Origin of the sequence: Geothermobacter hydrogeniphilus (genome assembly GCF_002898515.1) — a bacterium.
Classification (GTDB): Bacteria; Desulfobacterota; Desulfuromonadia; order Desulfuromonadales; family Geothermobacteraceae; genus Geothermobacter_A.
Map to the genome: position 1 here is coordinate 1 of NZ_PPFX01000028.1, position 22,751 is coordinate 22,751.

Annotated in this window: 20 protein-coding genes, 1 tRNA gene and 1 pseudogene; 2 read left to right on the forward strand and 20 right to left on the reverse strand. The window is 58.1% G+C overall.

The window, feature by feature from the left end; all coding sequences use genetic code 11:
* Nucleotides 1–241: 241 nt before the first annotated feature.
* From C2E25_RS11800 to C2E25_RS11825, 6 genes are all read right to left on the reverse strand, one after another.
* Nucleotides 242–1,513 carry a GGDEF domain-containing protein gene (locus C2E25_RS11800; protein ID WP_158247238.1) on the reverse strand — a complete coding sequence of 424 codons (1,272 nt, stop codon included), beginning with the start codon at nt 1,511–1,513 and terminating at the stop codon, nt 242–244.
* Nucleotides 1,514–1,625: 112 nt separating this feature from the next.
* Entirely contained in the window at nt 1,626–2,030 is a 405-nt protein-coding gene (locus C2E25_RS11805) for a hypothetical protein (protein ID WP_146032959.1), read from the reverse strand.
* A 71-nt stretch (nt 2,031–2,101) separates the two neighbouring features.
* Entirely contained in the window at nt 2,102–3,100 is a 999-nt protein-coding gene (rsgA, locus tag C2E25_RS11810; RefSeq protein ID WP_233189417.1) for a ribosome small subunit-dependent GTPase A, read from the reverse strand.
* Nucleotides 3,097–6,471, reverse strand: coding sequence for a UvrD-helicase domain-containing protein (locus tag C2E25_RS11815; protein WP_158247239.1), 3,375 nt, complete (start codon nt 6,469–6,471; stop codon nt 3,097–3,099). The genes rsgA and C2E25_RS11815 overlap by 4 nt, the downstream gene beginning before the upstream one ends.
* On the reverse strand, nt 6,464–9,124 hold the full coding sequence (locus C2E25_RS11820) for a PD-(D/E)XK nuclease family protein (RefSeq protein ID WP_103115943.1): 2,661 nt from the start codon (nt 9,122–9,124) through the stop codon (nt 6,464–6,466). Before C2E25_RS11820 ends, C2E25_RS11815 begins: the two co-directional genes overlap by 8 nt.
* Nucleotides 9,124–9,585, reverse strand: a complete 462-nt coding sequence (locus tag C2E25_RS11825) for a VanZ family protein (protein ID WP_146032960.1) — start codon at nt 9,583–9,585, stop codon at nt 9,124–9,126. Before C2E25_RS11825 ends, C2E25_RS11820 begins: the two co-directional genes overlap by 1 nt.
* On the opposite strand from C2E25_RS11825, the gene C2E25_RS11830 reads away from it, so the two are divergent.
* Both C2E25_RS11830 and C2E25_RS11835 read left to right on the forward strand, forming a co-directional pair.
* Nucleotides 9,586–10,077 (forward strand): LEA type 2 family protein, encoded by a 492-nt coding sequence (locus C2E25_RS11830; protein ID WP_146032961.1) that lies wholly within the window; start codon nt 9,586–9,588, stop codon nt 10,075–10,077.
* On the forward strand, nt 10,074–12,182 hold the full coding sequence (locus C2E25_RS11835; protein ID WP_103115946.1) for a M1 family metallopeptidase: 2,109 nt from the start codon (nt 10,074–10,076) through the stop codon (nt 12,180–12,182). Before C2E25_RS11830 ends, C2E25_RS11835 begins: the two co-directional genes overlap by 4 nt.
* Before the next feature lie 61 nt (nt 12,183–12,243).
* Here C2E25_RS11835 and C2E25_RS11840 read toward each other — a convergent pair whose 3' ends face one another.
* From C2E25_RS11840 to C2E25_RS11905, 14 genes and pseudogenes are all read right to left on the reverse strand, one after another.
* Entirely contained in the window at nt 12,244–12,849 is a 606-nt protein-coding gene (locus tag C2E25_RS11840; RefSeq protein ID WP_103115947.1) for a general secretion pathway protein GspB, read from the reverse strand.
* Nucleotides 12,846–14,543: an AAA family ATPase gene (locus C2E25_RS11845; protein ID WP_103115948.1), complete on the reverse strand. Its 1,698-nt coding sequence runs from the start codon at nt 14,541–14,543 to the stop codon at nt 12,846–12,848. Before C2E25_RS11845 ends, C2E25_RS11840 begins: the two co-directional genes overlap by 4 nt.
* A 111-nt stretch (nt 14,544–14,654) precedes the next feature.
* A complete protein-coding gene (locus C2E25_RS11850; RefSeq protein WP_103115949.1) occupies nt 14,655–15,101 on the reverse strand; it encodes a ferritin family protein in 447 nt (148 codons plus the stop codon).
* Nucleotides 15,102–15,225: 124 nt separating this feature from the next.
* Nucleotides 15,226–16,326, reverse strand: coding sequence for an AAA family ATPase (locus C2E25_RS11855; RefSeq protein ID WP_103115950.1), 1,101 nt, complete (start codon nt 16,324–16,326; stop codon nt 15,226–15,228).
* 346 nt (nt 16,327–16,672) lie between these two features.
* Entirely contained in the window at nt 16,673–17,233 is a 561-nt protein-coding gene (locus tag C2E25_RS11860; RefSeq protein WP_233189418.1) for a YcbK family protein, read from the reverse strand.
* A gap of 109 nt (nt 17,234–17,342) precedes the next feature.
* Nucleotides 17,343–17,419: transfer RNA gene (locus tag C2E25_RS11865), tRNA-Arg, on the reverse strand.
* Between the two features lie 9 nt (nt 17,420–17,428).
* The gene (locus C2E25_RS11870) at nt 17,429–17,944 is read right to left on the reverse strand and encodes an adenine phosphoribosyltransferase (RefSeq protein WP_103115987.1); all 516 of its coding nucleotides are present in this window, start codon (nt 17,942–17,944) and stop codon (nt 17,429–17,431) included.
* Between the two features lie 26 nt (nt 17,945–17,970).
* Nucleotides 17,971–18,897 (reverse strand): sigma-70 family RNA polymerase sigma factor, encoded by a 927-nt coding sequence (locus C2E25_RS11875; RefSeq protein WP_233189420.1) that lies wholly within the window; start codon nt 18,895–18,897, stop codon nt 17,971–17,973.
* A 113-nt stretch (nt 18,898–19,010) separates the two neighbouring features.
* The gene (locus C2E25_RS17885; RefSeq protein ID WP_233189419.1) at nt 19,011–19,415 is read right to left on the reverse strand and encodes a murein hydrolase activator EnvC family protein; all 405 of its coding nucleotides are present in this window, start codon (nt 19,413–19,415) and stop codon (nt 19,011–19,013) included.
* Between the two features lie 535 nt (nt 19,416–19,950).
* A complete protein-coding gene (locus C2E25_RS11885; RefSeq protein WP_103115953.1) occupies nt 19,951–20,547 on the reverse strand; it encodes a YqaA family protein in 597 nt (198 codons plus the stop codon).
* Between the two features lie 4 nt (nt 20,548–20,551).
* The gene (locus tag C2E25_RS11890) at nt 20,552–21,199 is read right to left on the reverse strand and encodes a protein-L-isoaspartate(D-aspartate) O-methyltransferase (RefSeq protein WP_103115954.1); all 648 of its coding nucleotides are present in this window, start codon (nt 21,197–21,199) and stop codon (nt 20,552–20,554) included.
* Between the two features lie 14 nt (nt 21,200–21,213).
* The gene (surE, locus tag C2E25_RS11895) at nt 21,214–21,966 is read right to left on the reverse strand and encodes a 5'/3'-nucleotidase SurE (RefSeq protein ID WP_103115955.1); all 753 of its coding nucleotides are present in this window, start codon (nt 21,964–21,966) and stop codon (nt 21,214–21,216) included.
* A gap of 25 nt (nt 21,967–21,991) precedes the next feature.
* Complete coding sequence (locus tag C2E25_RS11900; RefSeq protein ID WP_085008845.1) at nt 21,992–22,360, reverse strand: MerR family transcriptional regulator; 369 nt, start codon at nt 22,358–22,360, stop codon at nt 21,992–21,994.
* A 29-nt stretch (nt 22,361–22,389) separates the two neighbouring features.
* A pseudogene (locus tag C2E25_RS11905) lies at nt 22,390–22,686 on the reverse strand (integration host factor subunit alpha); the annotation flags it as partial.
* Between the last annotated feature and the right edge of the window lie 65 nt (nt 22,687–22,751).

Below are 22,751 nucleotides of genomic sequence, written 5' to 3' on the forward strand. Positions count from 1 at the left end.
GTCCCTGTCATCAAGACACAAAGCCCTTGCAAAAAAGGGGGAGACCATATACGTGAGTTCCTGTTGGATGGAGAATGCAAGTGCTTGGCCTGAATGGGATTTCCAAAAATCTGAAGCGCACCCATAGGTTCGCTGGTGATTTTTGGAAATCCCAGGCAGGTCAATGACTTGTGCTGTCCGCCGACAAGGGACTCACGAATTCAGGTCTGGGACAAGCTTACCACATGTTCGCATACAATTTTCAGGCGGACATGATTCGCGCCGGATGATCCGGGGGTTCAATTGCCTCGGCCCCGACCACGCAGTTGCAGCCCTGCTGCTTGGCCCGGGCGAGAGCCTCCAGGGCCCTTTTCAGGGCCGGTTCAAAGGAAGGTTCATGCACTTTGGCAATGGCCAGGCCGATACTGACGGTGACCTCGATTTCCAGGGTGTCGACAATGAAGGGTGCGCTGCGCACCTTTTGGCAAAACCTTTCGGCAGCGGCCAGGGCCCCGCTTCGCGTACTGGCCGGCAGCACAACCAGAAATTCCTCGCCGCCATAACGACCGAGGGCATCGTAGCCGCGCAACTCACCGGCAAGCCGCTGCGACAACCCGCGCAGAACATCATCCCCCGCCGCGCGCCCATATTCCTGGTTGATCAGGTTCAGGTGATCAACATCGATGACCAGCAGTGCCAGACAGTTTTCAAGGGCCTGCTCTTCAAGGCGCTGCATGCGGGAAATCTCGATGCCGGCGCGTTGCAGAATCTCCCGACGGTTCGCCACCCCGGTCAACTCATCGAGGATCGTCGCCCGTCGTATTTCATCCTGTGCCGCCTGCAGACGTTTCGCCGCCTGGCGGAGAAAGAGGTAGGAAAGTCCGAAGACGCCGAGGAGAACCAGTAACAGCAGCAGTACCGAGGCAATGACCCCGCTCAGCAGATCCTGCCGATATCGGGTCACATCGCGATAAATCTCGAAACAGCCGATCACCTGACCGTTTCCGACCCGGATCGGAATATAGCTTTCCACCACATCGACGATCGATGGCCGCGGCTCCCCGGGCCGGGAGATCTTTTCGTGCTGCACCAGTTGCGAGTCGGGAGTTCCCTTGAGTGCCCGGTTGAGACGGTCGTTGCCGAATTCATTGGTTCCGATCAGGCTCCGGTCGCTGCTGTAGAGGACAACCCATTCGGGGGAGAAGATCGTGACCTTGACAATGTTGAACGGCTTGAGGGTTTGGCGCAGGCGCTGGTCGAATTCCGCCAACCGGTCCATGTCGACCGCCAAGTCGACCTGGCCCTGAGGTCCGGTCCGCAACAGGCTCGCCGCTTCCCGGTGAAGCAGGTCATTTCCGGCCTGGATAGCATCTTTTTCCGCGATTTGAACCAGTTGTCGTTCGAAAACCTGGTAGATTCCGCTACCGACCAGAATCAGAATGACCGAAATGGAAATCATGGCAACGATGACCATCAGCTGCAGCAGCCTGGATGGCTGACGTTGCATGGTATTTACGGACGAACTGGTTTCCATGACCGCTCCCGAAAAAATGACCTTCAGCCCGGCACCGTACCTGCGCAAGCAGGACGTGATGCATCCCAACTTAGCAAAAATCATTATTTTAATGAAGGCCTGATTCAGGTGCTCAGTTGTTCAAAGGGATGGCGTCCCAACCGGTAACGATGCCGCGTTCGTCGAAGAAAACCTTGATCAACTGCCGTCGGCTGCGCACCGGAGAATAATTCAGCGACGCCATTCCGGTTACGCTGGAGGCATAATAGCTCCAGATTTCACGCGTTCCGGGAGGATAGAGTATCTCATGGCCGGCGTAGGGCCAGAGAACCTGATCAGTATAGGAGATGGTGTTGGGTGAGCCAAAAACCTGAAACGCCTGGCCGCGTGAAGTATGCCCGGCGTGCAATGTCAGAGACGCCAGCCGTGGAGAGAGGTCCTGATTGCCGGTCCCGATATTCTGCGCGCAACCGGACAAAAGAAAAAACAGCGAACATATCACCAGCACGCGCATGGAGGCCTCCGACAAGAGTGTCATGATTCTCTCATCGGCGCGACAAAGGTCATTCTTTAACCACTGTCAACCCCGCAGGGGCACATCATAAGCTTTCAATGGTCACCATGCCGAACGAGTTCCTGCTGCAGCTTCAAAAAACTCAGGAATCGTTCTTCGGCAAGACGGCCTTCGGCCACCGCCTGTTTGACGCTGCAGTCCGGTTCTTCAAGATGACGGCAATCGCTGAAACGGCACGCGCGGGCAAGGACGAAAATATCCTCGAAAGCTTCCTCCAGGCTGGCCGTCTCTTTCCATAGCTGAAGTTCCCGCATGCCGGGATTATCCATCAGCAGAACACCACCGGGCAACCGCAGCAGCTCACGGTGGGTGGTCGTGTGGCGACCCTTGCCGTCACTCTCGCTGACGGTGGCGACCTGCTGCCGTTCTTCTCCCAGCAGACGATTGATCAGTGTCGACTTGCCGACCCCGGAGGAACCGAGCATGGCAATGGTGTCACCGGATTTCATGAAGGGTGAAAGCGCGTCCAGACCCGTCCCCTGCTCCGCACTGAGAATGACAACCGGGCAGCCGAAGGATTCCACCTGCAAACGGTACGCATCCGGATCCGAGCAGAGGTCGGCCTTGTTGAGCAGTAAAACAGCGCGGGCGCCGCTGCCGGTCACCAGCGCCAGGTAACGCTCGATCCGGCGGGGATTGAAATCCTGATCCAGCCCGGTGATGACAAAGACGGTGTCGACATTGGCGGCAATCACCTGCTCGACCAGACGCCCCCGCCGCCCGGGAGCCTGACGGGAAAGACAGGTCTGCCGCGGTAGAACCTCCTCGACGACGGCACTCCGGGAAGCACCGGCCGGTTTGAACACCACCCAGTCTCCGACCACCGGCAACAACCCGCCGACCCGTCTTTTCAAATGATGCAGGCGCCCGGGGATGCGCGCCGCAACCTGTTCATCTTCTCCGGTGAGCAAGGTGCAGAAATCACGCGTTGTCGCGATTACCCGGCCGGGCAGCAGGCCTTTTCTACCATGGCGGCGCATGGCTTCAGCCTGTATCTGCCGCCAGCCCAGTTGTATCAGGGCCTCATCGTTCATGTTTCGTCAATCCTGAGCAAGCGGTCAATCAAAGGGAAATAGAGCGCCGGGCAAAGTGGCCGCCCCGGTTCACGGGCGGCAAACAGGCGCGCGTAAAACCCGAGTTGTTCGGCATAATGATCTTTTTCCCGGGCTAGAAATGCGTCAACCGGTTCATCGGCTGCCGGGTGGCTGGTTTTGTAGTCAACGATCCAGCGCTGTCCTTCCCGGTCGATGAAGGTACGGTCAATCGCGGCATGAACCAGTCGCCCGCCGACCAGGCCGTGCAGGGCAAATTCGGTAGCAACCTCCGTCGCCTGATCAAAGAGCAGGTCGGCATGTCGGCCGTGAAATGTCTGTTCCATCGCCGTCAGGACCCGTCCGCAGCAATCCTCCAGCCGATGGGCGCCAATCCCGGCCATCAGCAGTCGTCTTTTCCAGAACGCCTTCTGTTCGCACAGAAAATCACGCGCCGGTCGTTCGGCTCCGGGCTGCCCATACTGGTCCAGTAGTTGATGGACCAGGTTGCCGACCACTCGGCCTTCATGGCTGCGTAAATTGATGCGCAACTCCGTGGTCGGTCGGCCATGTCCCGACGAAGCACTCTGGAAGCCTTCCTGCCGCGTCACAACCGTATCCGCAAGCGGCGGCCGCTGCCATGCGAGGGGAAGACGCTGCAGCCGCTGTGGAGGACGCTGCGGGACAGCGTCTGACTCACCGGCGTCGCACGGCACGGCAAACAGGCCGCCGACCTGTTCCCAGATACGACCGAGCAGCGAGGAGGAGGACGGTTCCAGCTCTCCCGAAGACCTTTGTTCCAGGTGTCCAAGCAGGTGAATCCGACGAATGGCACGGGTGACGGCAACGTAGATCAATCGATCGGTTTCGAGCTGGTTCTTCTCCTGCTGCAGATGCTGGATGGCCTGGTAGGTGGCGTCATCATTACTGCTGTCGGCTCTCCTGACCGGCGCCAGCAGCAGCGAGTATTCCGGATGGTCGATCCAGCTGAGCAGCGGGCGATCCTGGCGCGGGGCGGGACGTCCCAGTCCCGGCAGGATGACGGTGTCGAACTGCAGGCCCTTGGCCTTGTGAATGGTCATCAGCTGCAGATTGTCACCCGCCTGCGGGTCAGGAGCGGCAAACAGCTGACTGAGGCGCCGGTCCAACTGCTCAAAATCGACAAGGTCTCCACCGCAGTCGAGTTCTTCGAGCAGGCAGAAGAAACGTTCGGCGTCAGGCAGCGCCGATGGATTGCAACAGGCCGGTCCGGCCAGTGCCAGCCATGTGGTTTCGACCAGTCGCCGCAACGGAACCCGTCCGCGTGTCTGCAGGGCGGCGGCAATCGCCGGTCTGATCCGTTCCCAGCGCTGCTGACCGGCCGCGGTCAGGCGGGAAAACAGCTCGCCCCGATCGGCAGGTTCCTGCAACAGTTGCCAGAGCGGAGACTGCCGGTCGGAACCGATAAGCCGCTGCAGATCTTCGAGGGACAAACCGCACCACGGCGCCCGCAGCAGGGCCAGCCAGCTCACCCTGTCGGCCGGGTGCAGCAACGCCCTGGTCAGAGCACGCAGATCCTGGATCAGCGGCCGCATCTCAAGGCTGTCGAGATCATGGGCCAGAAAAGGCAGCCCGGCCCTTTTGAGGGCCGGGATAATTCGCTCCAGGTGGCTGCGGGCCCGGACCAGGATTGCGACACTGCCGCCTGGATGCTCACGCTGCGCAGCGCGCACCAGCTCGACCACTTTTTCGGCTTCAGCTTCATCCTGGCGACCACTGAAACTCCACCCCTGGACGGCCGGGCCGGTCAACGTTGCCCGGGTCGCGGCCGCGAACGCATAGGGAACGGCACCCCGCAACATGTCTTCATCCGCGGGGAAGATGGCGCCGAAAACAGTGTTGACCCAGTTGACGATCCCCTGTTGAGAACGGAAATTGGCTTCCAGCTTAAGTGCCGTCGGCCGGATGGCACCGATTCCATCCCTGCAGACCTGCAGGAAATAGCCGACCTCGGCCTGACGGAAACGATAGATCGACTGCATCGGGTCGCCGACCAGGAAAAGAGTCCGGCCGTCACCGGCCTGCCACCCCGCGGTCAACCGCCTGAGCAGCTCAAACTGGATATAAGAGGTGTCCTGGAATTCGTCAATCAGAATATGACGCAACCGGGCATCGAACTGCAGCAGCAGTTCTTCCGGGGCTTCCGCTGTTCCCAGGGCCCGCAGGGCCGCCCCGGCCACCTCGACAAAGTCGATTTCGCCGCATTGTCGAAAAACTTCGTTGAGTTCGGCAACCGCCAGCGGCAGCAGTTCGATCAGGGCATCGAGCAGCTGCCATTGCTGATCCCCATAGCCGGCGTCGGGGCGGCCGCGAAAGGTGTTCAGGGCTTCGAGCAGACCGGGCAGACCGGCAAACTGATCAAGAAGCAGCAGAAACTGCTGTTTTGCCTCCGCCGCGGCCTTCCCGGCCGGGAATCCCTGCCGCCGGGTAACCGTTTTGCGGATCGTCCCCTGGCCGGTCAGAACCAGCTCCAGCAGGCGGTCCCAGCAGGCCAACTCCGCTTCCAGAGAGGTCTCGCGGTTTTCCAGACACTCCTGCAGCTCCCCTTCTCCGGCTTCAGCCAGGTTCTCGGCCGCCACCTCGGCCGCCTGGAAAAGTCGCATTTCCAGATCCTGACCGAGCCGCCCTTTCAATCGCTGCAACAACTCCCGGTTGAACCCCCGCAGCCCCTCTTCCAGTTGTTCGCGAGCCTGCTGATGACGACGGTCGAGCAGACAACGCAGCCATTGATCGCGCCGTCCAAGCAGGCTGACAACCATGTCCCGCAGACGGCTGAGCTGATTATCGAGATGATCAAGCAGCAGGGCCACCGATTCCCCGCCCGGTTCACCACTTTCGAGACGGGCCAGCAGCTTCTCGCCGGCGAGACGGTAGAGTTCTCCGGCATCCTGACTGATACGGGGCGGCGCCCCGAAGCGGCTCAACCAGGGCATGCGTCGGGTCAACAGGCTGCAGAAACTGTCGATGGTCTGCAATTGCAGCCGCGCGGGATTGCGCAACAGATCCCATCCCCGGCGATCAGCATGCCGCAACGCCTTGCGGGCGAGAACCCAGGTCTGCCGGGCGTGTGGTTCATCGGGTACCGGTTTGTCCGCTGCGTCGTGCAGTGACGCCAGCAGCCGACCGCGCATTTCAGCCGCCGCTTTGCGGGTAAAGGTAATCGCAAGAATCTCTTCCGGCTCGGCAACCATACTCAGCAGCGCCAGCAGCCGTTGTGTCAACAACTCAGTTTTACCTGAACCGGCCGGAGCCTGGACAATAAAGGAACGCCCCGGATCGAGAGCCTCGCGACGAGCCTGCAGATCATTTTGCGGTGGCGCCAGGGCGTCAGTCACAGTGAACCTCCTCAACCGTCAGGTCGTATTCAAGCCGCCGGCAGAACGGAAGCAGATCGCAGTAACGACAGGCCTTGACCGCATCGACCGGGTCAACCCGAGCCTGACCGTCAACAAACTCATCAGCCAGTTGTTCGAGGGTGCCCCGCCAATGCCGCAGAACATCGTCGAAATCCTCTCGGCCGTGTTCTTCAAGCAGCCGTTCCATGGTCCTGGTCGATCGCTCATCCCAGGCGCAGTCGGCCCGCAGCAGTCCATGAAAACCATTTTCGTCAGGTCGACAATGCACCCGCGCGAAGAGGGCACCGCCGACATCGTCCGGCGGCATACTGAAACAGTAGATCGGCAGTTGAGGTTCACTGACCCGCTCATCGAGCCACTGGCTCACATCCGGTTTGCCGGTCTTGTAGTCAATAACCAGTTGCCGACCGTTTTCCAGCCGGTCGATGCGATCGATGCGGGTACGGACGGCGAGGTTGCCGATGGTCACCAGTCGACTCTGTTCGGTCGCGATGACCTCGAATGGGGGTCGATCATATTCTTTCTCAAGCCAGCTGCGGGCGACGCGCTGCAGACGCTGCAGCTCGATCCGGCGCTGACGGTTGGGCAGGTCAAGACGTTTTTCCTTCTCAAAAGCCTTCAGGGCGTCTTCGGCGGAGCGAGCCAATTCACGGGCAAGCTCCTCGTCACTGAGCGTAAGCAGTTGCCGCCTGCTGCTGACCCTGGACCAGAAGGATTCAAGCAGCCCGTGAACGAGGGTGCCGCGACTCATCGGATCAAGGCCGATGTCCGGGCATTCAAGCCCCCGCGCCAGCAGACGGTGATGCGCAAAGGCGCGAAACGGGCACAGTGCCTGGTCTTTGAGAATGCCGGTACCGCCCTTGAAGGGGATGCCGGCGGGGATACCGGGCCCCTGCGAATCCTGCCAGGTCTCAAGAACAATGGAGCCGCTGAACAATCGCCTCGGATCGTTGCTGACCACACACTCGGGCAGGATTTCCGGGAGATCCGCAAGCAGCGGGCTCGGCCGGCATTCGGCCCCGTCGACACTGCCGGGCCAGCTGACAACAACCTGGTCGGCAGCATGAAACAGACGTTGACAGGCACGTTGGGCAAACTCGAGTTCCCGCCCGGCATCGGCATGGGGCATAGCCATCTCTTTCTGCATCGCCAGGGGCAGAAAGGGGTTGGGCCGCGCCGGGATCGGAAACGCGCCGTCGTGCATTCCCAGGATCCAGAGAGCATCGAAAGACTGCCCGCTTGACTCAAGAAGGCCGAGGACCTGCAGCCGGGAGGGGACCTCCTCGACCTGGAATTCCGTTTCCCGGGCCATGCGCTGCAAAAGACTGACGGCAACATGACGTTCAACCGGGGAGGAAACCAGGTCCAGGCTGGCGAGACGGTGCAACAGGTCGAGGAATTTTTCAACCAGCTGGTACTGGCGGCTGTCGATCGTGCCTTCCCCGGGCCAGCCGACCGCTTCGAGCAGCCGCGCCATCTGTTCACTCCAGAGCCCAGGCCGTCTGAGACGACGATCGGCAACCCAGTCCCGAAGATGCTTCAGGATGGCAAGAAAGCGGGGAAGCGTCCCGAGCTTTTCGACCATGCGGATGAGCCGCGGCAACGGCACCACGCTCTGGCCGTTGTTACGCAGTTCCAGGTCAGCCAGGGCGCGGGCCCTGCCCTCCGCGACAGAGTGTCCCAGGAAGGGGGAGCGGAGCAGCAGGCCCGCTTCGGCGAGTTCAATCCGGTTGCCGCAACCGAACAGGGTGAGGGCAAGCCGCACCGGCCCCTCCTCTGCCAGGCAGGATCCGAGGGAGAACCCCGCCGGATGGGCCGTTCCGAACTGCAGGGCCTGCTGCGGACCCAATTCCGCCTGCAGCAGGTCGCGCAACAGAGAGAGGTAATCCCCCAGAGCCGGGGCGACGATGCCGATACGGGTCCGGGAGTTCCGCTCCAGCAGCCGTCGCGTCCAGCGGGCGCAGAGGCGGACCTCCTCCTGCGGATCAGTGACACAGCAACGGCTCACCGAACGGGCAGGTCTGCCGTCATCGGTTATGACTTCGACACGTGTGCCCGCTTTTTCAAGCGACCGCAACAGCTCCTCAAGACTGGGCGGGAGCAGGTCGAAACCGGCAAGGGTCAAGATTTCGGGAGCCTTGACTCTGCCCTGCGCCAGTCCGGTGGCAACCAGCCTCGGCAATTCGGCCGGAGTCAGCCAGCCCGCTTCCGCGCTGCGTTGTTCCCAGTCCCGGAGCCAGCGTCTGAACGCCGCGACATCGTCGCTCATGGGATAACAGTCAATGTTGCCGCCGTACTGCAGCAACAACTGCCGGGCGGCCGAGGCGGATTCGGCGCTGGAGGAAACCTGCAGTAATCCGGAAACGTTGTGGCGGGCGACATCCTCTTCAATAACCTCTTCCCACAGACGACGAACCTGGCCGTCGTTGAGAAGCCTGGCGGTCAGGCCGAGTTCGTCCCCGCGGGCGGTCAGCCAGGCGGACAGGGGCATGATGGCCGGTCGTTCCCAGCAGAGAATCCCATTTTCCACCTGTTGCTGATCGTAAAGGGAAAGCAGGGTGGCGGCCAGGCGATTGTTGGCCGTCAGAACCGGGCCTCGCGCGGCCAACTCCAGGATGGGGGTGTCCGTCATCAGTATCGAGTCTCCCGGCGCAGCCAGATGATGACCAGATGCATCAACACCAATCCGGTCAGGGTCCCGACCAGGTTGGCGACCAGGTCAGACCATTCAAAACAACGCCCGAGTTTCAATACACCCTGCAGAAACTCGAACATGGCACCGGTCCCCCAGGCAATCCCGGCCGCCCATAACAGGCGGACACGGTTCACCAGTCGCGGAGAGAGAACAACAAACAGGAGCGGGCCGAGAACCGCGTAGGCAAGTGCGTGCTCCAGCTTGTCCCAAGAGATGATATCGGGTGGTTGCGGCGGATTCGGCATCAACGACAACACCCCAAGCAGGACCAGATAAAGCCCGAGAATGGTTCTCAGGATCGGTCTGAGTTGAAATTTCAAAGGACGCATCGGCTCGGTCTGGTAAAATGATATGCGTTTACGGGCGGTCCGGTCGTCGGCGGCCCTGACTGCTGCCAATTGACTCTGAAGTCGGGACAGAATATGACACAAGGCAAGAACTGGTTGCTCATAATTGTTATCCTGCTGTTGTTGACGGCCTGTTCAACGGTTCGTCCTGAACCGCCGGATGTTTCTCTTCGGAGCCTGGAACTGAAGGACTTCAACCTGAGCCACGCCCTGCTTCAGGCTGAACTTGAACTTCACAATCCTAACAGTTTCAGCCTGACGATCCGACACGCGGACTACAGGTTGAAACTGAACGACATCGAAATTTCCAACGGCCGGTCGAACACGGCCGTCGACATTCCGGCCCACGGCCGTGGGATACTGACTTTGGACCTGACGGCCGCCTATTTGGACCTGATCCGTTTTCTGAACAAAAGTTCTTCGACTCAGCCCCTGGAGTATCAGTTCGACGGCACGATCGAAATCGGCGGGTTCGGAATTTTCAGTTACCCTTTCCCGATCCACGAGCAAGGCACAATCGATCTGCAGGAGTGGCTGCAATGAAGAATGCCGACCGACGGATTATAAAGGATTCTCCGCCGTTGCGCATCCTGCTTTTCCTGCTGCTGCTGTTTCCCGGGGTTGCCGTCGCCGCAGATCCGCCCTCCGCGGCCATACACCATCAACTGGATATCCGTCTCGACCCGGAGAAGGGGCTGATTGCCGGGCTCGACCGAATCTCCTACGACACCCCGCTCGGCAATCTCGATCTGCGGTTAAACACCGCAGCGACGGGGATTACGGTCCGCTCGGGCGATCGCCCGCTGCCGTTTCAGCGGCGTGGAGATCGTTTGCTGATCACGGCCGGGACGGCTATGAACATGACCGTCAAGTGGCGAATTCTTCTTGACGCCGGAAAACAAGAGAATCCCGAACACGATGAAGACCCCAGCTACGGAGTCCGGCTGGAGATGACCGCGCGCGGCGGTTTCCTGGACGCCGACACCGCCTGGTATCCGTACCGGGAGGAGCAATCCTCGACTTTCTCTATCCTGGTCAGACTCCCGGTGGGTTACTGGGCGGTGACCGCCGGGGAGATTGCCGACTGGACCGCCGGGGATAAAGAGAACCGCATCCGTTTCCGCATCGACTATCCCCTGCCCGGCCTGACCCTGGCGGTCGGTCCCTGGCGACTGCGGGAAGACCGCTCCGGCCCGATTCCTCTCTACACATTTTTCGGGCGGGACAACAACTCTCTCTCCGCCACCTATCTTTCCGCGGCGCGCTCCTTCCTGGCCCTGTATGAATCCCTGTTCGGCCCCTACCCGTTTCACAAATTCGCCATGGTGGAGAATTTCATCCCGACCGGCTACGGCTTCCCCTCGTGGACCCTGCTCGGCAGCCGTGTCATCAGACTCCCCTTCATCGTTAAAACCAGCCTGGGCCATGAAATCGCCCATTCCTGGTGGGGCAACGGCGTCCGTGTTGACGCCCGGCACGGCAACTGGTCGGAAGGGCTGACAACCTATGTTGCCGACTATCTCTACAAGGAACGTCAGGGGAAAGAAGCGGCCAAAGACTATCGACGGAAAATTCTCCGCGAATACGCAACCCTGGTTCCCGAACAGGCGATGCCCCTGAACCGCTTCCGGTCCCGATTCGACAAGGCCAGCCAGGCGATCGGCTACGGCAAGGCAGCGATGGTCTTTCACCTGATCCGGAGACGAATCGGGGACCGGGCGTTCTGGTCAGCCCTGCGCCGGCTGGCAGGAGAAAAAATGTACCGGCGGGCCGACTGGCAGGATCTGCTGGATACTTTTTCCGCTGTTTCCGGCATTCCCCTGGAAAACGAAATCCGCCCCTGGCTGGAACGGGACGACATTCCGGATCTGCAGTTGAACGAACTGCACAGAACAGCAACCGACGGCGGATGGCGGATCAAGGGAGTGCTGCGGCAACGAACCGGCCCCTACCCGCTGCGGTTGCCGGTCGTCATCCGCACCAGCACCGGTCGGAAGGAGCGGACCTTGCGTGTTACCGCAACAAGTACGGAATTCAGTTTCAACTGCGACAGGCAACCCCTGGCATTCAGCGTTGACCCCGACAACCAGGTGATGCGACGACTGACCAGGGAGGAGATTCCGCTCACGATCAACAACCTGCGGGCGGCACCCCAGTTGCGGGTTGTTGAACATCCGGGGCTCCAGGCCGGTCAGAAGCAGGCCGTCCGGCGGCTGTTGGACGGCCTGCGAAAAACCACCGCCAGAATTACAACCGGGACATCGCTGAAAGATGCCAACCCTTCAGAAACAGTTCTTTATGTTTCTTCCTTTAAGAATATACCTGAACAATGGCGACCGCCTGGATTGACATCTTCATCGACCGGCGGGTTCCAATTCAACGGTCGGGAAATAACTGCTGAAATTTCCCTGCTATGCGTCTGGCCGAAACGGAGAGGCGGGCTGCAGGCTCTGTTTGTCCCGGCTGACAGCCCGGTGGCCACAGTGGTTGCCCGCAAAATTCCCCATTACGGGCGCTACAGTTACCTGCTGTTCAGCGGCAGCCAAAATTATCTCAAGGGAACATTGAGAGCCGGGCATTCGCCGCTGAGTTTTTCCTGGCCCGATCACAACCTTGTCCCCCGGGGGAAAACGACCGCGGACAACTGACGATCTTTGTGGGCGTTACTGATCGGGACAACTCCCTGAAAAGATTTCCCTGCCCCACCGGTCAGGGCAGATCGGACAGGGGAACCGAAAACTGTTTCCCTTTGAACCGAAAAACCACCTTGTCGGGAAGAATCTCGACGACTTCGACCCCGGCCACGGTTGTGCCGGCCAGAACCGGAAGATCGTTGACAACCGCCATCCGGTTTTCGGCATTCGCCTGATAGGCGATGCCGGAAACGACCAGGCGGGGATGTTCAAAGCGATCAACCGGTTGAGACTGTACCGGTTGAGACTGTACCGGTTGAGACTGTACCGGTTGAGACTGTACCGGTTGAGACTGTACCGGTTGAGACTGTACCGGTTGAGACTGTACCGGCTGAGACTGTACCGGCTGAGACTGTACCGGCTGAGACTGTACCGGCTGAGACTGTACCGGCTGAGACTGTACCGGCTGCCGCATGGCTTCGGGAAGAAACATCCGGGCGACATACATCCCTCCCAGAGTCCCGCCCAGAACCAGCACAACCAGTATCAACGGCATGAGCCAGTTCCGTTTCCCTGATCGACCGGTGGCGCGCAGAATATCCGTGGCGATGTCAACCTTGCCCTGCTGCCGGCGATTTTTTTCTTCTTCGAGTTTTTTCAATGCCTTGAGAATAGAACTCATGCCCCTTCCTCCCGGGGAGTCGACGCCTCAAGCTCGGCCTCGAAAAAACCTGCCGCGCGGTACAGCAGGATCAGGGTCTGCGGTCCGATCCGGCCATCCTGAAGCAGGCCGGAATCCGCCTGAAAACGGGTGACAGCAGAGACTGTCAGTTGATCGAAAACTCCGGTGGGGTTGCCCCGATAATAACCGGCCTTGGCAAGCAGCTGCTGAATACGTTCGATGTCGGTTCCGCGTTGTCCCGGCTGCCCGACAGGAGAAAGTCCGGCATGATTCCGCCACAGCAGAATCGCGCGTCCGGACCAGAGGGCTTTCAACTCTTCAGTCCGGAGCCGGTCTATTCCGGCCAGCACAGGCGCATAACGATAACCGCCGCCGTCAACACCGGTCAGAGCAAGATAACGTCGGCCACGGGCACCCGGTACTGTCAGGTCGAGAATGACAGGCAGATTGAAACGTAGCAGGCCCTCCAGTCCGCCAGCGTAGGACGCCATGTCCAGTCCCTGGGTCGAGGCCGCATGGGCGATGTCGTTGACAGCAAGTCGCGCCCCGCCCTTCAGCGGGGGAAGATGCCAGATGGCGAGCAAAGCGCAGTAGGCCGCGCCGATACGTGCGGCGTCCGGCGATCGGTCAAGGGAACGCCTCAGGCGGAACAATCTTTTTTCCAACCCGGGGTTGTCCGTGGCACCGGAAACAGGCGATTCCAGGACGCTTGACGAAGGCACCGACCGATGAGGTGATTCCGCAGCGGGAAAGGGCTGTTCAACCGACAGCGATGGGCCGGACAGATTTTTTTCCTGATAGTAGAACCAGAAACCGGCCGAGAGGATGACAACCACCAGCAGGAGGGTCGCATAGAGATAGCGGCGGTCACCGCTGTCATGTCCCGTTTCGCGCCAGAGTTCTTTACGGGCCTGGCGCACATGATTGTCGGTGACCTGGCTGCCGTTTTCACTGAAACAGACCAGCAGGCAGCGGTCGCAGAGAACATTGATGAGCCGGGGATTGCCACCACTCCGTTTAAGAATAAGCTTGAGCGCGGCGGGGGTGAAAAGATCGGAACGGGACTGCCCGGCAACGGACATTCGATGCTGAATGTAACGCAGGGAGTCTTCTTCCGTCATCGTCTCAAGATGATAGCTGACGGTGATCCGTTGCCGCAGCTGACGCAGGTCGTCACGACGAAGCATCTGCCGCAGTTCCGGCTGGCCGACGAGGACAATCTGGATCAGTTTATCGGTCTCAGTTTCCAGGTTGGACAACAGCCGTATCTGTTCAAGGACCTCGGGAGAAAGATTCTGCGCCTCATCAACCACCAGCACAACGGTATGACCTGCCCGGTTCTGCTGCAGCAAAAAGTCATTCAAATAGCTCTGCAGTTCCGACAGGCTGACGGTGTCAGCGGCAATTCCGAATTCCCGGTTGATGCTCTGCAGCAGTTCGACCGCGTCGAGGCGGGGGTTGAAGATCAGGGCCAGACGATACAGATCATCATCAAGCTGCTTGAACAGGGTTCTTAAAACCGTTGTTTTGCCGGTTCCGACTTCCCCCGTCACCTCGATGAAACCGCAATGGTTCTGAATGCCGTAGAGCAGATGAGCGAAGACCTCCTTATGGGTCGCGCTCAGAAACATGAAGTCCGGGTTCGGAGTGATGTTGAACGGTTTTTTTTCAAAACCGAAATGCTTCAGATACATGGGTGCCTCGAGTACGGGTTGACAGCGGTATTAATTTTTCACAGCTGCTCTATTATTGCAAGAAAACTGACCACCCCAACGGCACCCGGCGGAGAAAGAAAAAACGAGGTGTCAGCTGCGCAGAGAGTATTCCTTGAGACGGGCGACATGGATTTCATCCGCCTTGCCCAGCCGGTTGAAGGTTTCCTGCATCGTCGGATCCAGACACTCAACAGCCAGATGGAGATGCACCCGCATGAAATCCTCTTCCAGTTTCAACAGCACCATGACCGCTTCCCGTTCACTCAAGGTTTTCATCTGCACCAGGTCGAAGGTTTCCTGAACATCCAGCAGCAGCCGGCGGGCCTCATCCTCGGCGATATGATAACCGGCGTACGTTTTGTCGGGATCAAAGCGCTGGGCGAACCGTAACAGCCGGGCATGTTCCAGTTCGTCCCGGGCCATCTCTTCCCAGATCAACCGCAGCTCACTTTCCGCCGGCAATTGTTCGGCCAGGCAAAAATAAACCCGGCTGACGGCTTCCTCAATTTCAGCGCAGATTGCGAGTTGTTTGATCATGGAGACCCTCCTGGCAGGAATAAAACCGGAAAACGATATCGGATGGAGTATAACGGACCTCGGAAAATGTACAAACATCATCAGCCACTGCAGTGGCTGAATGTTCAAACAACAGCGACAGCCATCAAATCCCGAAAAGTTCGTCGATAGCATTGAAGTCAAGCTCGGTTTCGGCCAGTTGCTGGACGAGATTGATTTTTTCCTCATCCTCGGCGGTTATCTTGGACACGTAATTTTCCAGTTGGGAAAAAATTTCCGCCGTGGTTCGTTGTTCGCAGCGCAGGTATGGAATCCTGCTGTCTTCGAGAATCTTCCGGGTGATGGCGGAAACGGGTGCAACACCGGTAATAACGATACCAGCAATCTTTTCGAAATATTCGGGCATATGATAAAGGGTCGACAGCATAACCAGCAGTTCATCGCGGCTGCTGGTCACCACCAGCAGGGTCGAAGGCAACAACAGGTCGACAACCCGCTGCGTAGACGCCGCCCCGAGCTGCACATGGTGCACAATGCGCGAAATCTGCCGGGAATCGCCCTCAAGCTCAAGGTCGAGCAGGCGGGAAACGGTCAGCAGGGTCGGATTGGCCAGGATCTGTGAATAATTGAATCCGGCCTGTACGGCAATGTCCTTCGGAATCATCGCCTGTTTCAGGTAGTGCAGCACCAGTTCGCGGTTGCGACCGCGGATCTTGTTGGGCAGCACCAGCTTGACATCCGCGCCTTCTGCTTCGAACAGCGCCAGGTTGAGGCAAATGTCATCAACCGCACTGCCGATACCGGCTCCCGAGACCATCAGCACTGGAGCTTCCACGGCACGGGCGATCCTGGCATTGCTGATGCCGGCAACCGAACCGACTCCCACATGACCGGCCCCCTCAAGGACCAGGTAATCCACTCTTTCCTCCAGCTTCCTGACCGCCTCAACGATTCTTTCCAGCAGGGCCTCGGGGCGGATATAACCATCCAGGATGCGCCGGGTGTCGCCCGCTTCCAGAACAACCGGGGACATCAGGCTGATATCAGCGGCCAGATCATAGACCCGGGCCATCAGCTTGGCGTCCATATCGACGTCCCGCCCTTCGAACCTGGCGCTTTTCGGGCCGAAGGGTTTGATAAACCCGATCCGCTCATATTTTTTGCGCGCCATGTGCAGCAGGGAAAGACTGATGGTGGTTTTGCCGCAATTCTGACCGGTGGCGGCGACGAAAATCTTCTTGGCCACTTGGTGACTCCTGGATACGTCGTAAAATCGTTCAGCGATCGTCTGAAGAAACGAACCCATGACCGGCGGACAGCACAAAGTCATTGATTCGGGGTATACCCGAATCAGTGGGTTCATGGCGGATGAAGAGTGCAGGGGCTTGACCTGAATGTGGTTTTCAAAAATCTGAGGCGCACCCAAAGGTTCGCCGGTGATTTTTGAGAAGCGCAGGCAGGTCAATGGCTTGTGCTATTCGACGGCGATGAACTCACTGATTCAGGGTATAGAATACAGGGTGGCCGGAAGGCTGAAAAGAAAAAAGGTCTGCCGTCAAGACAGACCTTCGGGTGTGGCATGAAAGCTGCGGCTACCAGTAACGCACGCGGCCGGTATCGACATGGACAAAATTCGATTTCGGGTAATAACCGACGCCACCGCCCTTGACGGCAACGGCCGCCGCACGCAAGCGGGACAGGTCGCAACCGGGCAACCGGATATCAATTGCCTTGCCCAGCATATGCAGGCTGTGTTTCGCGACTCCGCGGCTTCGCCTGCGCAAAAGTTCATTGGTGCGGGGGGAACGGTAACCTGAAATGACCTGGAATTCGGCGCAGGCACCCAAACGGTTCTGAACACCGTAGAGCAGATCGAACAATTGCGGGTCAATCTCCTTGAGTTCCCCGGTACGATAATCCCGCAACAGGTAATTCAGGGCCTCAAGAGCATCTTTCTGATATCCCTGCGGGGTTCGATAGGGGATCTCCTTCAACACCTCGCCGGTATGCAGATTGTGGAGACTGAGGCATCGTTCGGACGTCAAATCCCCGTCAGCATAAGCAAAAACCGGCAGCGGCAGCAGCAGACCAAGACCGGCGCCAACCCCCGCCTTGAGAACATCTCTTCGTGTCAACCTGTTGAAAATTTTCAAAAACAAAAAGCTCCGTGATCGTTATTTGTCCATCCGGGAACACGGCTGCGATCTCTCGCAGCAAACGTCGACTTGTCAAATGCAATATTCTTTCCAACAGATCAACAACTGGCGGCCCCGACAGGATTCGAACCTGTGACCCTTCGCTTAGGAGGCGAATGCTCTATCCAGCTGAGCTACGGGGCCAAGAGAATGTCAGAATTGAAGAAGGCTGTGGACCTTGCCCTCGGGAAGGCGTTTGCGACCTTGAAGAAATTCAAGTTCGGCCAGAAAGGCACATTCAACAATCTCTGCCTGCAGTTGCTGCACAAGGTCAACCACCGCGGCAACAGTTCCGCCGGTCGCCAGCAAATCGTCGGCGATCAGGACTTTTTCACCCGGCTCAAAAGCATCGATATGAATTTCAAGAGTGTCGGTGCCATATTCAAGTTCGTAGGTTTTCTGCAGAGTTTTCCACGGCAGTTTTCCCGGCTTGCGGACCAGGGCGATGCCGGTGCCGAGCTTGTAGGCAAGTGCCGAACCGAGGATGAAGCCACGCGCCTCGACACCGACCACTTTCTGGATCCCCTGTCCCAGATAACGATGGGCCATCAGGTCAATCATGCGATGGAAGTTGCGGCCATCCGCCAGCAATGTGGTGATGTCCTTGAAAACAATCCCTTTCTTGGGGAAATCGGGCACATCGCGAATAAATCTTTTCAACTCATCCATGATGGAGTCCTTTTCCGGGAGCGGATTCAATCTTCATCCGGGTCCTGCCCGGCGGCGCGTTTTTCGGCCATGATGCGTCTCAACTTATCGAGACTCTTGGCCTCAATCTGGCGGATGCGTTCTCGCGTTACGCCGAATTTCCGGCCGATGGTGTCCAGCGTCTGTGGTTCACGGTCATTCAGACCGAATCGCAGGCTGAGGATTTCCTGTTCACTTTCAGAAAGGGTCGACATCCACTCCGAAACATGGTTGAAACGGTCGAGATCTTCAGCCAGGGTCAGAGGATTGAGGGCCGAAGCATCCTCAATCGTATCCATCAGGCTGTAATCGTTGTTTTCTCCCATCGGATGTTCGATGGAGTAGGTTTTCTTGACCAGCACCATCAACCGGTTGACATAGGCCGGCTCAACGCCCATCGCCGAAGCGATCTCGTCCACCTTCGGCTCCCGCCGGAGTTTCGGCACCAGTTCGCGGGTGACCTTGATCAGCTTGTTGATATCGTCGGAAACATGGACAGGCAGACGAATCGTTCGGCTCTGGTTGACCAGCGCGCGTTCAATCGACTGCCTTATCCACCAGGTGGCATAGGTCGAAAAACGGCATTCTTTGCTCAGCTTGAATCGTTCGACCGCCTTGATCAACCCCATATTGCCTTCTTCGATCAGGTCAAGGAAGGGCAACCCGCGATTCATGTACCGTTTGGCGATCTTGACCACCAGGCGCAGATTGGACTCGATCATGCGATCCCGGGCCGCCATGTCGCCGGTCGAAATCCTGCGGGCCAGTTCGCGTTCTTCAGCCGCCGTAAGGAGATTGGTCTTCTGGATCTCTTTCAGATAAAGCTTGATGGCATCATCGGAATGGCTCTCATCCGACGCGGCTTTTTCCCGGCGAGCTTCTTCCTTCAACTGCGCCACCGTCGGCTCCGGGACATCTTCGACACCGGGTCGCATAACAGTCGAAGTCCCCGCTTCCAAATCAACTTCGCTCATGCCCTCAACCAACTCCTTCATTGGATACACCCTCCTCCCCTTTGCACCAGCAGAAGTCTAAGGAACGGCCTGCGTTATGGCAAGTAAAAAATCGGATTGACGGGGCGTTTCCCGTAGCGGACTTCAAAGTAAAGTCGCGGGCTTCCACCGCTGGGCGGAACCCCGGACAAAGCTATTTTCTGTCCCTTGCTGACGAAGCCGCCGGCCTCGACCAGGTTTTTACTGTTGAAACCATAAACCGTATAAAAGGAATCATCATGCTGCAGAATGATCAGGTTTCCATAACCGCTGATACCGTTGCCGCTGTAAATCACCTTGCCGGCGGCGGCGCTGTGAACCGGGCTGCCCTTGCGCACGGCAATTTCAATGCCGTTGCCGGCATTTTTCCCCTGCCCGCCGAATGGCTTGAGAATCCGACCACGCGCCGGCCACAGGAAATGTCCCTTGCGGACGGATGGCGGAGTCCCGGTCATCTTCATTTTACCGGCATCCTGTTGACTGCCGGTGGGGTGATACGACTTCGTCGCCGGCTTTCGGGATTTCACGGAGGATGGCTTTTTCCCTTGCCGTCCGGAACCGGTGCCGGTGCCGGCAGCCGGGTGTTTTCTGGTGGACTTGCCTGAAGAAACAGCTTTGCGGGACAAGGAAACCGTCGCCGGTACATGTTTCACGGACGTTGCCCCTGGGATGAAAACACGTTGGCCGACGGCCAGCCTGGTCGGGTCGGAAATCCTGTTGACACGAGCGAGGTAGGATTCTTCAACCCCGTAAGTGCGACTGATCTGGTAGAGAGTCTGGCCGGGCTGCACGGCATGATAGACCCCCCTGGGTGGCGAGCACCCCCAAAGAAATCCCAATAACAGAACTATGCAGCAACCCCTCGTCAGATTCATCGACCACGTCAGGTCAGCAATTCAATGGTTAGCGATATCAGTCGGGAACAAGGATATCGATCAAATTAACAAACGGTGAGGCAGACCGTCAATCACTCAAAATCCGACATTGATCCAGGGTTCAGTGGAAAAATCTTTTAACAGCAAGAAATCCGCCCACCAGCAGAATGACAAAGAGAATGCTGAGCAGGTTGAAATAACGGTCAATAAAGACCTTTACCGGTTCGCCGTAAAGACGAATCAACGCACCGACCAGGAAAAAACGGGCGCCGCGACTGAGAATCGAAGCGAAAACGAAAACCAGGAAATTGATTTGAAAGACCCCCGCTCCGATGGTGAAAATTTTATAGGGGATGGGGGTGAAGCCAGCGGTAAAGACCGCCCAGAAACCGTACTCGGAAAAAAGATTCTGCACCCGGGTAAAAATCTCCGGGGTGAACCCTGGAATATATTCATAAAAAAAACGACTCAGCAGATCCCAAGCTCCGACACCGAGCCAGTACCCGAGAATACCGCCGATGGTCGATCCGACCAGGCAGATGGCCGCGAAACGAAAACTGCGACGCGGTCGCGACAGACTGAGAGCGATCAGCAGGATGTCTGGAGGTACGGGAAAGCAGGAGGCTTCGACCAGCGCCAGCATAAAGAGGGCCGGTTGCCCGTAAGGCGTATCGGCCCAATGCAAAATCCAGTCGTAAAGATTGCGGAACAGTTTCATGAACCTATTCGGGCAGGTGCCATCCTTTTTCTCCAAGTAATGGAACAAAACGACAATCCAGCAGGGATTCAGTTTCGAACTGTGAACCCCGGCGGGTAATCCTCTTGAGACTTTGGGTTTCAAGATCGCCGACAGGGATAATCAACCGACCGCCATCGGCAAGCTGGTCCAGGTAGGTCCGGGGTACGTCGGGAGCCCCGGCGGTGACGACGATACCGTCGAAGGGAGCCTGCTCCTCCCAACCGAAGGTACCATCGGTAACCTTCAGATTGATGTTATGCAAATGCAGGTCGTCAAAAACCCGCCGGGCCTGGCGGGCGAGTTCGGGAATGCGTTCGACAGTAAAGACCCGTCGGCAGAGTTTCGCCAGCACCGCGGCCTGATACCCAGAACCGGTACCGATTTCAAGCACCTGTTCATCACCTTTCAGTTCCAGGGCCTGGCTCATGGTGGCAACCATGAATGGTTGAGAAATGGTCTGCTTCTGACCGATGGGCAGCGGATAATCGCTGTATGCCTGACTTTGCAGCGCCGGTTCGACAAAAAGGTGCCGCGGCATCTCCAGCATGACCTGGATGACCCGCGGGTCGGTAATGCCGCGCTGTCTCAGCTGGCGATCAACCATGCGGCGGCGAGCAATGGAAAACTGCATAAATGTGATCCCGGTCAGACGTCCAGGGCACCGAGAGGCCAGTTGTGCAGCTCCTCCATGGCGCGATAATTTGTGAGGTCCAGATGCAGAGGGGTCAGAGACGTCTTCCCTTTTTCAATAGCGTGAAAATCGGTGCCGGCCTGATCTTCAAAACCCGGCTTTCCACCGCCGATCCAATAATAGGTTCGGCCCCGGGGGTCGACATTCTCCACCACGAGATCTTCGTAGCGCCGTTTTCCCTGTCGGGTGATGACCGCCTCGCCAGGATCGCCGGGGGGGACGTTGACATTGAAAAAGGTATCGCGCGGCAGGCCGTGAGTGGCGATCAGGCGGCTCAGGCCGTGGGCGACCCTGGCGGCGGGTTTGAAGTCAGCATACCCGTAGGGCCCCTCCACCAGGGAGATGGCGAAGGCCGGGACGCCCATCAGGGTCGCTTCCATGGCCGCGGCGACGGTCCCTGAATAGGTGATATCGTCACCCAGGTTGCCGCCGCGATTGATCCCTGAGACAACCAGATCTGGAGTTCGTTTTATGAGCCCATGAATCCCGAGATTGACGCAATCCGTCGGCATCCCGTCAACGGCGTACCAGCCGGACCGTATTTCGTCGGCACGTAATGGCGCGTGCAACGTCAACGCGTGACCAACCGCGCTGCGTTCACGGTCAGGTGCGACAACAACGATTTCACCGAGAGATGAAAGTTCATCAGCCAGACAGATGATGCCAGGAGACTGAATCCCGTCATCATTGGTGATCAGGATAAACAAGTGAACCTCTGTTGCGGGATAACGTTCAAGGATCGGGTGCTTCGACCAGCCTGCGCCGCAACCGTAACAGGTCGGCTCGTACTTCTTTAAGCAGCATGGGGTCGACGGTCGGTTTCAACGGCAAAGCCAGCTGATCGTCCGGCGACGCAGCTGGCTCGCGCAATTTTCTTCTGGCACCGGCGATGGTGAACCCCTGATTGTACAGCAGATCCTTCAACCGCAACACCAGCTCAACATCCTTCTGCCGATAAAGCCGCTGATTGGATCTACTTTTCTGGGGACGAAAACCACCGAACTCCGATTCCCAGTAGCGCAATACATGGGGCTTGACGCCGGTCAGTTCAGCGACCTCACCTATTTTGAAATAGAGTTTGTCAGGGATTTCGATTGCCATGACCGCGCCCGGCCGGAAGCCCTGAACTCTCAGGACTCGCCGTTGATGGCTCCCTTGAGCACCTGACTCGGCTTGAAGGTCAGAATTTTGCGGGATGAAATTTCAATTTCCTCACCGGTCTGCGGGTTGCGTCCCCGTCGGGAAGCCTTTCCCTTGACCACAAAATTACCGAAACCGGCAATTTTGATCTTCTCCCCCTCTTCCAACGTATCCTTCATCAGGTCGAAAACCATTTCGACGATTTCAGCGGATTCCTTCTTGGAAAAGCCGGTTTTGAGATAAACTCTCTCGATCAGATCCGCCTTTGTCATAGCACCTCCATTAACAAAAAGGGCCCAGGTCCTTGAATTTACAGGTTTTTATAACACAGCCCAAAGGGCTTGACAACCGC

Excerpts from the sequence above, each read along its gene's own strand:
- C2E25_RS11800 (WP_158247238.1), bottom strand. The coding sequence starts at position 1,513 with ATGGAAACCAGTTCGTCCGTAAATACCATGCAACGTCAGCCATCCAGG.
- C2E25_RS11805 (WP_146032959.1), bottom strand. The coding sequence starts at position 2,030 with ATGACACTCTTGTCGGAGGCCTCCATGCGCGTGCTGGTGATATGTTCG.
- rsgA (WP_233189417.1), bottom strand. The coding sequence starts at position 3,100 with ATGAACGATGAGGCCCTGATACAACTGGGCTGGCGGCAGATACAGGCT.
- C2E25_RS11820 (WP_103115943.1), bottom strand. The coding sequence starts at position 9,124 with ATGACGGACACCCCCATCCTGGAGTTGGCCGCGCGAGGCCCGGTTCTG.
- C2E25_RS11835 (WP_103115946.1), top strand. The coding sequence starts at position 10,074 with ATGAAGAATGCCGACCGACGGATTATAAAGGATTCTCCGCCGTTGCGC.
- C2E25_RS11840 (WP_103115947.1), bottom strand. The coding sequence starts at position 12,849 with ATGAGTTCTATTCTCAAGGCATTGAAAAAACTCGAAGAAGAAAAAAAT.
- C2E25_RS11845 (WP_103115948.1), bottom strand. The coding sequence starts at position 14,543 with ATGTATCTGAAGCATTTCGGTTTTGAAAAAAAACCGTTCAACATCACT.
- C2E25_RS11850 (WP_103115949.1), bottom strand. The coding sequence starts at position 15,101 with ATGATCAAACAACTCGCAATCTGCGCTGAAATTGAGGAAGCCGTCAGC.
- C2E25_RS11870 (WP_103115987.1), bottom strand. The coding sequence starts at position 17,944 with ATGGATGAGTTGAAAAGATTTATTCGCGATGTGCCCGATTTCCCCAAG.
- C2E25_RS11875 (WP_233189420.1), bottom strand. The coding sequence starts at position 18,897 with ATGCGACCCGGTGTCGAAGATGTCCCGGAGCCGACGGTGGCGCAGTTG.
- C2E25_RS17885 (WP_233189419.1), bottom strand. The coding sequence starts at position 19,415 with ATGAAGATGACCGGGACTCCGCCATCCGTCCGCAAGGGACATTTCCTG.
- C2E25_RS11885 (WP_103115953.1), bottom strand. The coding sequence starts at position 20,547 with ATGAAACTGTTCCGCAATCTTTACGACTGGATTTTGCATTGGGCCGAT.
- C2E25_RS11890 (WP_103115954.1), bottom strand. The coding sequence starts at position 21,199 with ATGCAGTTTTCCATTGCTCGCCGCCGCATGGTTGATCGCCAGCTGAGA.
- C2E25_RS11900 (WP_085008845.1), bottom strand. The coding sequence starts at position 22,360 with ATGGCAATCGAAATCCCTGACAAACTCTATTTCAAAATAGGTGAGGTC.